Below are 12,504 nucleotides of genomic sequence, written 5' to 3' on the forward strand. Positions count from 1 at the left end.
GCGCGCTTATTGGATCCCTCGATGGGTCCGCGTGCCCTTCAGAGGTAAGTCGATTCCCATGAACCGCACCGGCCGCACCCTTGCCTTGGGCTGCCTGTTGCTCCTTCAGCCCCTGCTCGCGCATGCACAAGCAGGCGGCAACTCGTTGTTGATCCCGGCGATGGGTCGTTGCACCCTCAATACTCAGCCGCAAGACGTCACGCAGGCACTGGCCGCCTGCCAGAAAGCGGCGGACGAAGGGGATGCGCAAGCGCAATACGAGTTGGGTGAGTTCTACTACGACGGCAAAAACGCGCCGCGCGACCTCAATCAAGCCTTGAGCTATTTCGAAAAGGCCTCTCTGCAAGGCCACGCTCAGGCACAGTTCAAACTTGGCACGATGTTCTTCCACGGTGAAGGCGTGCAGGCCAACAACATTCAGGCGTATATCGTGCTGAAGATGGCCGCGGTCAACGGCGCTGAAGATGCGCTGGATACGGCTGACGAAGTTTCCGAAAAAATGTCCCGCGAAGATCTCGAAACCGCCACTCAGGTGCTCGGGCAAATTTTCCGTAAATACCTGATGGAACTGCAGAGCGCCGATGGGCGTACGCCGTTTTCGCCTCTTCCCTGATTTTTGCGCCGACCTTTCTGGCCTCTTCGCGAGCAGGCTACTCGGTTTTAAGGCTTACTTCTCAGGCATCGGCATCGGAAACGGCATCACATTGCCGACCGCGCCGCGGGCTTCGCTGATTTTCGGGGTGCCCAGACGTTCCACTTCATCGATGCGCACAATCGAATGCATCGGCACAAAGCTGCGCACCACGCCTTCGAACTGCGCCTTGAGCTTTTCTTCGCTCGGATCGACGACCACTTGCGTGCGCTCGCCAAAGACGAACTCTTCCACTTCCAGAAAGCCCCACAGATCACTTTGATAGATCTGCTTGGCGTACATTTCGAACACCTGGCCCTGGTTGAGGAAAATCACCTTATAGATTGGAGCTTCGCGTTTGGTCATGGCGGGGGGATAACATCGGGGATAAAAATGAGGGCGCAAACTATAGCATAGCCACCGGACGCGCAGCGGTAGGAACCTGAAGGCTTGTTCCCTATAATGCGCGGTTCTTTGAATCACGTGATGACCCTAATCCATGGCCAAGAAGCTTTACATCGAAACCCACGGTTGTCAGATGAACGAGTACGACAGCTCGCGCATGGTCGATCTGCTGGGTGAACATCAGGCCCTGGAAGTCACCGCGCGTGCCGAAGACGCCGACGTGATTCTGCTCAACACCTGCTCGATCCGCGAGCGCGCCCAGGATCGCGTGTATTCGCAGCTCGGCCGCTGGCGCGAACTGAAACTGGCCAACCCAGAGATGGTGATCGCCGTTGGCGGTTGTGTGGCCAGTCAGGAAGGCGCGGCGATTCGTGATCGCGCGCCGTACGTCGACGTGGTATTCGGCCCGCAGACCCTGCACCGCCTGCCGGAAATGATCGACGCCGCGCGTATCACCAAGCTGCCGCAAGTCGACGTGTCGTTCCCGGAAATCGAAAAATTCGACCATTTGCCCGAGCCGCGTATTGATGGCCCGAGCGCCTATGTGTCGGTGATGGAAGGTTGCAGCAAGTACTGCACGTTCTGCGTGGTGCCTTACACCCGTGGCGAAGAAGTCAGCCGGCCGTTCGATGACGTGGTCGCCGAAGTCATTCACCTCGCCGAAAACGGCGTGCGTGAAGTGACGCTGCTGGGGCAGAACGTCAACGGCTATCGCGGTACGACCCATGACGGTCGTCTGGCTGATCTCGCCGAGCTGATCCGCGTCGTCGCCGCCATCGACGGCATCGACCGCATTCGCTACACCACTTCGCACCCGCTGGAATTCTCCGACAGCCTGATCCAGGCCCACGCCGACGTCCCGGAACTGGTCAAGCATCTGCATTTGCCGGTGCAGTCGGGTTCCGACCGGATTCTCGCGGCGATGAAGCGCAACCACACGGCGCTGGAGTACAAATCCAAGCTGCGCAAACTGCGTGCGGCGGTGCCGGGCATCTGCATCAGTTCGGACTTCATCGTCGGCTTCCCCGGCGAGACCGAGAAAGACTTCGAACAGACGATGAAGCTGATTACCGATGTTGGTTTCGACTTCTCCTACTCGTTCGTTTACAGCCAGCGCCCGGGTACCCCGGCGGCCGATCTGGCCGACGACACCCCGGAAGAGTTGAAGAAGGAACGCCTGAACGCCTTGCAACATCGCCTGAATCAGCAAGGCTTTGAGATCAGCCGACAAATGGTCGGCTCGATCCAGCGCATTCTGGTCACCGATTACTCGAAAAAAGACCCGGGCGAGCTGCAAGGGCGCACCGAGAATAATCGAATCGTCAACTTCCGCTGCGACAATCCGACCCTGATCGGCCAGTTCGCCGATGTGCACATCGACGCGGCGCAACCGCACTCGCTGCGCGGCTCGCTGGTCCAGTAACACTGCATTTCCCTGTGGGAGCGAGCCTGCTCGCGAAGGCTGCGACACATTAAACATTCATGTGTCTGACGGACCGCCTTCGCGAGCAGGCTCGCTCCCACATGAACCGTGGTGATTTAAGAGCTTTCGCACCCAGGCCTCTGGCGTTATCCTTGATTTCATCTTAATTGCCCCAGGGCGGCTAAATACGACCTTGAACGCACCCATAGAACCACATCGTTTTATCCTCGAGCCTTTTGAGGCTCGCCGCTTCGCCAATCTGTGCGGGCAATTCGACGAGCATTTGCGCTTGATCGAACAGCGCCTGACCATCGAGATCCGCAACCGCGGAAACCAGTTCGAATTGATCGGCGACCCCAAGCACACCACGTCTGCGGAAAACCTGCTGCGCCGCCTGTACCGGGAAACCAAAGGTACCGAGCTGTCGCCGGACCTCGTGCACCTGTTCCTCCAGGAATCGGCCGTGGTCGAGCTGGACAATCACGCCCCCGCCGAAGCCTCTGTCGCCCTGCGCACCAAGAAAGGCATGATTCGCCCACGCGGCTTGAATCAACTGCGCTACGTGAAGGAAATCCTCGGCAACGACATCAACTTCGGCATTGGCCCGGCCGGTACCGGCAAGACCTATCTGGCCGTGGCCTGCGCTGTCGATGCCCTGGAGCGCGAGCAGATCCGTCGCATCCTGCTGGTGCGTCCGGCGGTTGAAGCGGGTGAAAAACTCGGCTTCCTGCCCGGCGACCTGTCGCAGAAGATCGACCCGTACCTGCGTCCGCTCTACGACGCGCTCTACGAGATGCTCGGCTTTGAATACGTGGCCAAGCTGATCGAGCGTCAGGTGATTGAAGTTGCGCCGCTGGCCTACATGCGCGGTCGCACGCTGAATAACAGCTTCATCATTCTCGACGAAAGCCAGAACACCACCGTCGAACAGATGAAGATGTTCCTGACCCGGATCGGCTTTGGCTCCACCGCAGTCATCACCGGTGACATCACCCAGGTCGACCTGCCGCGTGGCACCAAGTCCGGCCTGCATCATGTGATCGAAGTGCTCAAAGACGTACCGGGCATCAGCTTTACGCACTTCCAGCCTAAAGACGTCGTGCGCCATCCTTTGGTACAGCGGATCGTCGAAGCCTACGAGCGCTTCGAAAACCGTGACGAAGCCCCCAAGGACACCTCGCGAAATGCTTGAGCTAGACCTGCAAATCGCGACTGAAGCGAACGCGCCGAGTGAAACCGACTTCCGCCTGTGGTGCGAACTGGCCCTGCGCCAACGCACCGCCGACTCGGAAATGACCATTCGTCTGGTCGACGAGGAAGAAGGCCGCGAGCTCAATCACACCTGGCGCCACAAGGATTACGCGACCAACGTCCTGTCGTTCCCGGCTGAAGTGCCTGACGAGTTTCTCGACATCCCGCTGCTCGGCGATCTGGTGATCTGCGTGGCCGTGGTCGAGCGCGAAGCCGCCGAACAAGGCAAGGAACTAAAGGCCCACTGGGCACATCTGGTCATTCACGGCTGCTTGCATCTGCTTGGTTACGACCATATAGATGACGAAGAAGCCGAAGAAATGGAAGCACTGGAACGCGAGTTGCTTGCTGAACTGGGCTATCCCGATCCGTACGCGGACGACGAACCCGAAACATCCCCTATCGTTACAACAAAGGATTCAGAGTAATCGCTATGAGCGAAGATCGATCGAGCAACGGGCAGAAGTCATGGCTGGGTAAACTGACCCAGGCTTTTGCCCACGAGCCGAAGAACCGTCAGGAGCTCCTCGAGCTGCTGCGTGATGCACATCAGAACAAACTGCTGGACAGCGAAGCGCTGGCCATCGTCGAAGGCGCTATTCAGGTGGCTGACCTGCAAGTACGCGACATCATGGTGCCGCGTTCGCAGATGATCAGCATCAAGGCGACCCAGACACCCCGTGAATTCCTCCCGGCCGTGGTCGATTCGGCCCACTCGCGCTATCCGGTGATCGGCGAAAGCCATGACGACGTGATGGGCGTGCTGCTGGCCAAGGATTTGTTGCCGCTGATCCTCAAGGAGAACGGCGACAGCTTCAACATCAAGGATCTGCTGCGCCCGGCCACCTTCGTGCCGGAGTCCAAGCGCCTGAACGTGTTGCTGCGAGAATTCCGCGCCAACCACAACCACATGGCCATCGTCATCGACGAATACGGCGGCGTGGCCGGTCTGGTAACGATTGAAGACGTGCTGGAACAGATCGTCGGCGACATCGAAGACGAACACGACGTCGAAGAAGACAGCTACATCAAGCCGCTGCCCAGCGGTGACTTCCTGATCAAGGCCCTGACCCCAATCGAGAACTTCAACGAGTTCTTCGACAGCGAGTTCTCCGATGACGAGTTCGACACTGTCGGCGGCCTGGTGATGAGCGCGTTCGGGCACTTGCCAAAACGCAACGAAATCACTGAAATCGGCGCCTATCGTTTCCGCATCCTGAACGCCGACAGCCGTCGGATTCATTTGCTGCGACTGACCCCTATCGCCCGGTAAGAAATCTAAGGACTGAAATGCGCTGGACAACCCGCCCCGGCTGGCCCGGTAACCTGCTGGCCGTGGCGGCCGGTGCAATCACCACTTTCGCTCTGGCACCGTTCAACATCTGGCCGCTGGCTTTGCTGGCGGTCGGCTTGTTCTATGCCGGTTTGCGCGAGCTGAGTCCGCGTCAGGCACTGGGCCGTGGCTGGTGCTTCGGTTTCGGCCTGTTTGGCGCCGGCACTAGCTGGATTTATTACAGCATTCACCATTTCGGCGGCGCTTCGGTGCTGCTGGCCGGGTTCCTGATGCTGCTGTTTACCGCGGCGATTGCCTGGTTCTTCGCCTTGCCGGCTTGGTTATGGGCGCGCTGGTTGCGCCGTAACGAGGCTCCGCTGGCCGATGCCTTGGCGTTTGCTGCGTTGTGGGTCGGCCAGGAAGCGTTTCGCGGCTGGTTCCTCACCGGCTTCCCATGGCTGTACTCGGGTTACAGCCAGCTCGATGGCCCATTGGCCGGGCTCGCTCCAGTGGGTGGCATGTGGCTGGTGTCGTTCGTACTGGCACTGACCGCAGCACTGATCTACAACGCCCCACGCCTGCTGCAAACCGGCCGCAAAGGTTTTGTTGCCGCAGGTTTGGTGCTGCTGGTTGGCCCTTGGGTGGCCGGCATTGCGCTCAAGGGCCATGCCTGGACCAGCCCCTCCGGCGCGCCGCTGAGTGTTGCCGCAATTCAGGGTAACGTCGCGCAAAGCATGAAATGGGATCCGGCCGAGCTCAACGCGCAGTTGGCTTTGTATCGCGATTTGAGCTTCCGCTCGAAACCGGTGGACCTGCTGATCTGGCCGGAAACCGCCGTGCCGGTATTGAAGGAGTCCGCCGAGGGCTACCTGACCATGATGGGCACCTTCGCCGCCGAGCGTAAATCGGCGCTGATCACTGGTGTACCGATCCGCGAAACCGTTCGTCACGAAAAACGCTTCTTCAATGGCATCACCGTGGTCGGCGAAGGCGACGGTACTTATCTGAAACAGAAACTGGTGCCCTTCGGCGAATACGTGCCACTGCAGGATGTATTACGCGGGCTGATCGCCTTCTTCGACCTGCCGATGTCCGACTTTGCCCGTGGCCCGGCCGATCAGGCGTTGTTGCAGGCCAAGGGTTATCAGATCGCACCGTTTATCTGCTACGAAGTGGTGTATCCGGAGTTTGCTGCCAGCCTGTCGGCGCGCAGTGATTTGCTGCTGACGATCAGCAACGATACCTGGTTCGGCACCTCGATTGGCCCGCTGCAGCATTTGCAGATGGCGCAGATGCGTGCGCTTGAGGCTGGGCGCTGGATGATTCGTGCAACCAACAACGGTGTGACCGGACTGATCAACCCGTTCGGGCAGATCACCGAGCAGATTCCGCAGTTTGAACAGGGCATCCTCTACGGCGAAGTGGTGCCGATGCACAACCTGACGCCGTATCTGCAATGGCGCTCGTGGCCATTGATCATCCTGTGCTTGCTGCTGTTTGGCTGGGCACTGATGGCCAGCCGGATGTCGAAAACACTTTAAAGCAAAGATCGCAGCCTGCGGCAGCTCCTAAACGGGATTTGTATTTTCCCTGTAGGAGCTGCCGCAGGCTGCGATCTTTTGATCTTCAGCGGTAAAACAGCGAATACCCCACCTGCCCCACCGCTTCATTCAACAACTGCCCGCTCTGCCAGATCGACTTGAACTCCGGCAGCCAGCCACCAAACGGTCTCGCGTTATCGGTTCCGAGAAATCCGACCGGGGCCGGCACCACTTCAAAACCCGCCTGTTGAAAACTCCATACCGATCGCGGCATGTGCCAGGCCTGCGTCACCACGACCACGCGCTTGATCCCCTGCGGCAACAAGATATCGGCCGTGAACTTCGCATTTTCCCACGTAGTGCGGCTCTCGCCTTCCTGCCAGCGCACGGTCACGCCAAAATCGTCGCGCAACGAATCCGCCATCAACTTCGCCTCGGTCGGCGGCGTACCGTAATGCAGGCCACCCGTGGTCAGAATCGGCAACCCGGAAGCCTTGGCCAATCGTGCCGCATAACGCTGACGCTCAAGGCCCACGCCGGTCGGCTGATCCTCACCCCAGGCCAGATCACCGCGCTCGCGGCCGGAACCCAGCACCACAATCGCGTCAGCGCGCTGCGCCAGCGTCGCCCACTCTTCACGGGCCAACGGTGGCTCGCGTTCCAGAGCTTTCGCGCCCCACTGCACGACCACCGGCAGGCTCATCAGCCACATTCCGCCAAAGCCAATGGCAAAACACAATCCAGCCAGGCGCGGCCGTGAGCGGCGCAGCCACCAAGCGGCCAGCAACAGCAGCAAAAGAATGCCGGGTGGTAACAAAAGTTGTTTGATGAAATAACGAAAAGGCATCGAGCATCTCCACAGATGCCCGAAGCCTAAGAGTGTTAATAATGCGTTACAACCAATAGGTGGGATCCTGTTGAAAAAGATCCGGTTCTTGACCTGCCATGCGCTTACTTGGCCTGTACAGAGCGAACCTTGACGGTGTCTCTGCCGGGCGCCTTGTCCTTGAGCCAGATGACCTTGGCCGAATGTGCTGCATCGAGCTGCTTCACTGCCTGTGACAAGCATCCGTGCGTTTCACGTTCACTGCGATCCAGATAGGCCTTGACCAGTTTGAACTCGGCGGGGCTCAAGCCACGCAATTCCAGTTCCAGGGGGCGCTCGTCGCGCAGCCGGTCAGCGGTTTTTAATGCGTCCAGGGCCATACCAAGACGATCGATCAATCTTTCGTACAACTCGGGTTTCGTCACGTTTTTTTGCCGTTGCTCCACCATCCCTCACCTCATTGAAGATAAGACTCACTCCCCAGTTAGAGCTTAGCTTCGCTGCACAAACCGGCTGCACGCCGCGACCAACGGCCCTCGCCAAGGATTTGCCGGGACAAACAGCTGTAATCAGGGTTTCCCTAGGCCGAGCGCGGTCATGTATGCTACGGCGCTTCCTGTAATTCCACTTCCAGCTCGTCCGGGCCAACCCCGGCACCTGCGTTGAAGAGGATTAGGCCACCCCTATCCAGTACAAAAGTAGCCATGCACGAACAATATCAGCCCCGTGAAATCGAAGCCGCCGCCCAGTCGTTCTGGGACGAGCAAAAGTCCTTTGAAGTCAGTGAACAGCCAGGCAAGGAAACCTACTACTGCCTGTCGATGTTCCCTTACCCCAGCGGCAAGCTACACATGGGGCACGTGCGCAACTACACCATCGGCGACGTGATCTCCCGCTACCAGCGCATGCTCGGCAAGAACGTTCTGCAACCTATGGGTTGGGACGCGTTCGGCATGCCGGCAGAAAACGCCGCGATGAAGAACAACGTCGCGCCGGCCAAGTGGACCTACGAAAACATCGCCTACATGAAAACCCAGCTGCGCAGCCTGGGTCTGGCGGTCGACTGGTCGCGCGAAGTCACCACCTGCAAACCGGATTACTACCGCTGGGAACAATGGCTGTTCACTCGCCTGTTCGAAAAAGGCGTGATCTACCGTAAAAACGGCACCGTGAACTGGGACCCGATCGACCAGACCGTTCTCGCTAACGAACAGGTGATCGACGGTCGCGGCTGGCGTTCCGGCGCGCTGATCGAAAAGCGCGAAATCCCGATGTACTACTTCAAGATCACCGCCTACGCGGATGAGCTGCTGGAGAGCCTCGACGAACTGACTGGCTGGCCTGAACAGGTCAAGACCATGCAGCGCAACTGGATCGGCAAATCCCGCGGCATGGAAGTGCAGTTCCCGTACAACGTCGACTCGATTGGCGAAGCCGGCACCCTGAAAGTCTTCACTACCCGTCCGGACACCCTGATGGGCGCGACCTATGTCGCCGTGGCTGCCGAGCATCCGCTGGCGACCCAGGCAGCGCAGAACAACCCTGAGCTGCAAGCGTTCATCGCTGAATGCAAGGGCGGCAGCGTCGCCGAAGCTGACGTCGCCACGCAAGAAAAGAAAGGCCTGCCGACCGGCCTGTTCGTCGAGCACCCGCTGACCGGTGAAAAACTCCCGGTGTGGGTCGCCAACTACGTGCTGATGCACTACGGCGACGGCGCAGTCATGGCTGTACCGGCGCACGACGAGCGCGATTTCGAATTCGCTCACAAGTACAACCTGCCGGTGAAATCGGTAGTGCGTACCAGCTCTGGCGACAGCAACCCGGCCCCGTGGCAAGACGCCTACGGCGAGCACGGCACGCTGATCAATTCCGGCGAATTCGACGGTCTCGACTTCGCGGGTGCGTTCGACGCCATCGAAGTGGCCCTGATCAAGAAAGAACTGGGCGCCTCGCGCACTCAGTTCCGCCTGCGCGACTGGGGCATCAGCCGCCAGCGCTACTGGGGCTGCCCGATCCCGATCATCCACTGCGATGCATGCGGTGACGTGCCGGTGCCGGAAGATCAATTGCCTGTGGTCCTGCCGGAAGATGTGGTGCCGGACGGCGCCGGTTCGCCGCTGGCGCGCATGCCTGAGTTTTACGAGTGCAGCTGCCCGAAATGCGGCCAGCCTGCCAAGCGTGAAACCGACACCATGGATACGTTCGTCGAGTCGTCGTGGTACTACGCCCGCTACGCCTCGCCGCACTTTGAAGGTGGCCTGGTGGAAAAATCCGCAGCCGACCACTGGTTGCCTGTCGATCAGTACATCGGTGGTATCGAACACGCCATTCTGCACCTGCTTTACGCGCGCTTCTTCCACAAGCTGATGCGTGACGAAGGCCTGGTCAGCTCCAACGAGCCGTTCAAGAACCTGCTGACCCAAGGCATGGTGATCGCCGAAACCTACTACCGTCGCGAAGCCAATGGTGCTTACACCTGGTTCAACCCGGCGGACGTAGAACTCGAGCGCGACAGCAAAGCCAAGGTCATCAGCGCCAAACTGAAGTCCGACGGTCTGCCGGTAGAAATCGGCGGCACCGAGAAGATGGCCAAGTCGAAGAACAACGGCGTTGACCCACAGTCGATGATCGATCAGTTCGGCGCCGACACCTGCCGCCTGTTCATGATGTTCGCTTCGCCACCTGACATGAGCGCCGAATGGTCCGACTCCGGCGTCGAAGGTTCGCACCGTTTCCTCAAGCGCGTCTGGCGTCTGGCGCAAGCCCACGTCACTCAGGGCTTGCCGGGCAAGCTGGACATCGCCAGCCTGAATGACGAACAGAAGGCCGTGCGCCGCGCCATTCACGTGGCCATCAAGCAGGCCAGCCACGACGTCGGCCAGAACCACAAATTCAACACCGCCATCGCCCAGGTAATGACGCTGATGAACGTGCTGGAAAAAGCCGCGCAAAGCACCGAGCAGGATCGCGCGCTGATTCACGAAGGTCTGGAAGCCGTGACGCTGTTGCTGGCACCAATCACGCCGCACATCAGCCACGAACTGTGGAACCAGCTGGGTCACGCCGATGCAGTCATCGACGCCGGCTGGCCGGCAGTGGATGAAAGCGCTTTGGTGCAGGACAGCCTGACCCTGGTCATCCAGGTCAACGGCAAACTGCGCGGCCAGATCGAAATGCCGGCCAGCGCGACCCGCGAAGAAGTTGAAGCAGCAGCCCGCGCCAACGAAAACGTACTGCGTTTCGTCGACGGCCTGACTATTCGTAAAGTGATCGTTGTGCCGGGGAAACTGGTCAACATCGTCGCCAGCTAATTGGATCGGGCGTCAGGCTCGCCTGGCGCCAAGTAAAACCTTTCGGGCCGTACAGTCGGCCCACGTGGTTTCAAGGGGAGCAACACAATGATCAAACGCAATCTGCTGGTGATGGGCCTCGCCGTTCTGTTGAGCGCCTGCGGTTTCCAGCTGCGCGGTACCGGCACCAACGAACTGTCGATCAAGGAACTCGACCTGAGCGCCCGTAACGCCTACGGCGAGACGGTCACGCAACTGCGTCAGGTGCTGGAGTCGAGCGGCGTCAAGGTTTACAGCGGTGCTCCGTACAAGCTGTTCCTGGCTGACCAGCAAGAGAGCCAGCGCATCCTCAGCTACGCCGGTGCCGGTCGTACGGGCGAGTATCAAGTCAGTACTGTTCTGAACTACGAGATCCGTGGCGACAAGAACCTGCAACTGTTGAGCGACAAGCTTGAAGTTCAGAAAGTGTTTATTCACGACGGTAACAACCTCGTGGGCTCCGATCAGGAAGCCAACGACGCCCGTCGCGAAACCACTCGCGAACTGGTCCAACGCATGATGTTGCGTCTGCAGCAACTGACCCCGGGTCAACTGCAGCAGCTGCAGCAAGCCGCCAATGACCGCGCCAAGGCAGAAGCCGATGCGCTGCAAGCGGCACAAAAGGCTGAAGCGGAAACCCCGCGCCAGTCGCCGCTCGAAGTACCGCAGCAGTAAGACGTTCGGGGCGCTCAGGCGCCCCGTTCGGCATTTCTTATGAAGCTCGCTCCCGCCCAACTCGGTAAACACCTGCAAGGTGCTTTGGCGCCTGTCTACATCATCAGCGGCGATGACCCGCTACTGTGCCAGGAAGCCGCCGACGCCATCCGCAGCGCTGCGCGTCAGCAAGGTTTTGATGAACGCCAGGTCTTCGCCGCCGACGCCAATTTCGATTGGGGCACGTTGTTGCAGGCCGGCGCCAGCATGTCGTTGTTCGCCGAAAAGCGCCTGCTGGAACTGCGCCTGCCCTCGGGCAAACCCGGTGACAAAGGCGCCGCTGCATTCATCGAATACTGCTCGCGTCCCGCTGAAGACACGGTGCTGCTGATCAGCCTGCCGAAGATGGATGGCAGCGCGCAGAAAACCAAGTGGGGCAAGGCACTGGTGGAAGGCCAGCAGACCCAGTTCATCCAGATCTGGCCGGTGGACGCCAATCAGTTGCCGAGCTGGATTCGTCAGCGCTTGTCTCAGGCTGGTTTGTCGGCCAGCCAGGACGCGGTCGAACTGATTGCTGCACGCGTCGAAGGCAACTTGCTCGCTGCCGCGCAGGAAATCGAAAAGCTCAAATTGATGGCCGAAGGTGGGCAGATCACCGTTGAAACCGTGCAGGCCGCCGTGGCCGACAGTGCGCGGTTTGACGTGTTTGGTTTGACCGACGCCGTGCTCAACGGCGAGCCGGCCCACGCGCTGCGCATGCTTGAAGGCTTGCGCGGTGAAGGTGTCGAACCGCCGGTGATTCTCTGGGCGCTGGCGCGGGAGCTGCGCTTGCTGGCTAATATTTCGTTGCAATACAGCCAGGGTACGCCGCTGGACAAGTGTTTCAGCCAGGCGAAGCCGCCGGTCTGGGACAAGCGCAAACCTTTGATGAGCAAAGCCCTGCAACGCTACTCGGCGCAACGCTGGGCGCAGTTGTTGCTTGAGGCGCAGCGTATCGATGCGCAGATCAAAGGTCAGGCTGCCGGCTCGCCGTGGATGAGCCTGAGCCGCTTGGCGTTGTTGATGGCTGGCCAGCGTCTGACACTCCCCGCCGAATAACCTGCTCTACCGCATAACGGCCAGCTTGCTCGCGAAAGCGTCAGAACACTCCTACACAACAGGGACTGGACAG

At 59.7% G+C, this 12,504-nt stretch carries 12 protein-coding genes; 9 read left to right on the top strand and 3 right to left on the bottom strand.

Annotated features, from left to right (window positions below; all coding sequences use genetic code 11):
* Positions 1–58: 58 nt before the first annotated feature.
* Positions 59–613, top strand: coding sequence for a tetratricopeptide repeat protein (locus AC0ZWN_RS15755; RefSeq protein ID WP_003228518.1), 555 nt, complete (start codon positions 59–61; stop codon positions 611–613).
* Positions 614–667: 54 nt separating this feature from the next.
* Here the strand turns inward: AC0ZWN_RS15755 and AC0ZWN_RS15760 are convergent, their stop codons facing one another.
* Complete coding sequence (locus AC0ZWN_RS15760) at positions 668–997, bottom strand: DUF1820 family protein (protein ID WP_003185742.1); 330 nt, start codon at positions 995–997, stop codon at positions 668–670.
* Positions 998–1,130: 133 nt separating this feature from the next.
* On the opposite strand from AC0ZWN_RS15760, the gene miaB reads away from it, so the two are divergent.
* The 5 genes from miaB (at position 1,131) to lnt (ending at position 6,524) form a co-directional block, all read left to right on the top strand.
* Complete coding sequence (gene miaB / locus AC0ZWN_RS15765) at positions 1,131–2,459, top strand: tRNA (N6-isopentenyl adenosine(37)-C2)-methylthiotransferase MiaB (RefSeq protein WP_476335664.1); 1,329 nt, start codon at positions 1,131–1,133, stop codon at positions 2,457–2,459.
* 193 nt (positions 2,460–2,652) lie between these two features.
* A complete protein-coding gene (locus AC0ZWN_RS15770) occupies positions 2,653–3,651 on the top strand; it encodes a PhoH family protein (RefSeq protein ID WP_095048764.1) in 999 nt (332 codons plus the stop codon).
* Positions 3,644–4,138 (top strand): rRNA maturation RNase YbeY, encoded by a 495-nt coding sequence (gene ybeY / locus AC0ZWN_RS15775; protein WP_476335666.1) that lies wholly within the window; start codon positions 3,644–3,646, stop codon positions 4,136–4,138. Before AC0ZWN_RS15770 ends, ybeY begins: the two co-directional genes overlap by 8 nt.
* A gap of 5 nt (positions 4,139–4,143) precedes the next feature.
* Positions 4,144–4,983, top strand: coding sequence for an HlyC/CorC family transporter (locus AC0ZWN_RS15780; RefSeq protein ID WP_007909641.1), 840 nt, complete (start codon positions 4,144–4,146; stop codon positions 4,981–4,983).
* A 17-nt stretch (positions 4,984–5,000) separates the two neighbouring features.
* Positions 5,001–6,524 carry an apolipoprotein N-acyltransferase gene (lnt, locus tag AC0ZWN_RS15785; protein ID WP_093434616.1) on the top strand — a complete coding sequence of 508 codons (1,524 nt, stop codon included), beginning with the start codon at positions 5,001–5,003 and terminating at the stop codon, positions 6,522–6,524.
* Between the two features lie 85 nt (positions 6,525–6,609).
* Here lnt and AC0ZWN_RS15790 read toward each other — a convergent pair whose 3' ends face one another.
* Together AC0ZWN_RS15790 and AC0ZWN_RS15795 are read right to left on the bottom strand one after the other, a co-directional pair.
* Positions 6,610–7,371 (bottom strand): YdcF family protein, encoded by a 762-nt coding sequence (locus tag AC0ZWN_RS15790; RefSeq protein ID WP_095125492.1) that lies wholly within the window; start codon positions 7,369–7,371, stop codon positions 6,610–6,612.
* A gap of 104 nt (positions 7,372–7,475) precedes the next feature.
* Positions 7,476–7,799 (bottom strand): hypothetical protein, encoded by a 324-nt coding sequence (locus AC0ZWN_RS15795; RefSeq protein ID WP_095048767.1) that lies wholly within the window; start codon positions 7,797–7,799, stop codon positions 7,476–7,478.
* A gap of 255 nt (positions 7,800–8,054) precedes the next feature.
* On the opposite strand from AC0ZWN_RS15795, the gene leuS reads away from it, so the two are divergent.
* The 3 genes from leuS (at position 8,055) to holA (ending at position 12,431) form a co-directional block, all read left to right on the top strand.
* A complete protein-coding gene (leuS, locus tag AC0ZWN_RS15800) occupies positions 8,055–10,661 on the top strand; it encodes a leucine--tRNA ligase (RefSeq protein WP_257356227.1) in 2,607 nt (868 codons plus the stop codon).
* Between the two features lie 87 nt (positions 10,662–10,748).
* Positions 10,749–11,354 (top strand): LPS-assembly lipoprotein LptE, encoded by a 606-nt coding sequence (locus AC0ZWN_RS15805; RefSeq protein WP_095048769.1) that lies wholly within the window; start codon positions 10,749–10,751, stop codon positions 11,352–11,354.
* 39 nt (positions 11,355–11,393) lie between these two features.
* Complete coding sequence (holA, locus tag AC0ZWN_RS15810; protein WP_093434601.1) at positions 11,394–12,431, top strand: DNA polymerase III subunit delta; 1,038 nt, start codon at positions 11,394–11,396, stop codon at positions 12,429–12,431.
* The last annotated feature ends 73 nt before the right edge of the window (positions 12,432–12,504 follow it).

This window comes from Pseudomonas sp. 3B-A001-10F, from assembly GCF_056313565.1.

Bases quoted from the DNA above. Each gene is read 5' to 3' on its own strand.
- AC0ZWN_RS15755 (WP_003228518.1), top strand. From the start codon at position 59: ATGAACCGCACCGGCCGCACCCTTGCCTTGGGCTGCCTGTTGCTCCTT.
- AC0ZWN_RS15760 (WP_003185742.1), bottom strand. From the start codon at position 997: ATGACCAAACGCGAAGCTCCAATCTATAAGGTGATTTTCCTCAACCAG.
- miaB (WP_476335664.1), top strand. From the start codon at position 1,131: ATGGCCAAGAAGCTTTACATCGAAACCCACGGTTGTCAGATGAACGAG.
- ybeY (WP_476335666.1), top strand. From the start codon at position 3,644: ATGCTTGAGCTAGACCTGCAAATCGCGACTGAAGCGAACGCGCCGAGT.
- AC0ZWN_RS15780 (WP_007909641.1), top strand. From the start codon at position 4,144: ATGAGCGAAGATCGATCGAGCAACGGGCAGAAGTCATGGCTGGGTAAA.
- lnt (WP_093434616.1), top strand. From the start codon at position 5,001: ATGCGCTGGACAACCCGCCCCGGCTGGCCCGGTAACCTGCTGGCCGTG.
- AC0ZWN_RS15790 (WP_095125492.1), bottom strand. From the start codon at position 7,371: ATGCCTTTTCGTTATTTCATCAAACAACTTTTGTTACCACCCGGCATT.
- AC0ZWN_RS15795 (WP_095048767.1), bottom strand. From the start codon at position 7,799: ATGGTGGAGCAACGGCAAAAAAACGTGACGAAACCCGAGTTGTACGAA.
- leuS (WP_257356227.1), top strand. From the start codon at position 8,055: ATGCACGAACAATATCAGCCCCGTGAAATCGAAGCCGCCGCCCAGTCG.
- AC0ZWN_RS15805 (WP_095048769.1), top strand. From the start codon at position 10,749: ATGATCAAACGCAATCTGCTGGTGATGGGCCTCGCCGTTCTGTTGAGC.
- holA (WP_093434601.1), top strand. From the start codon at position 11,394: ATGAAGCTCGCTCCCGCCCAACTCGGTAAACACCTGCAAGGTGCTTTG.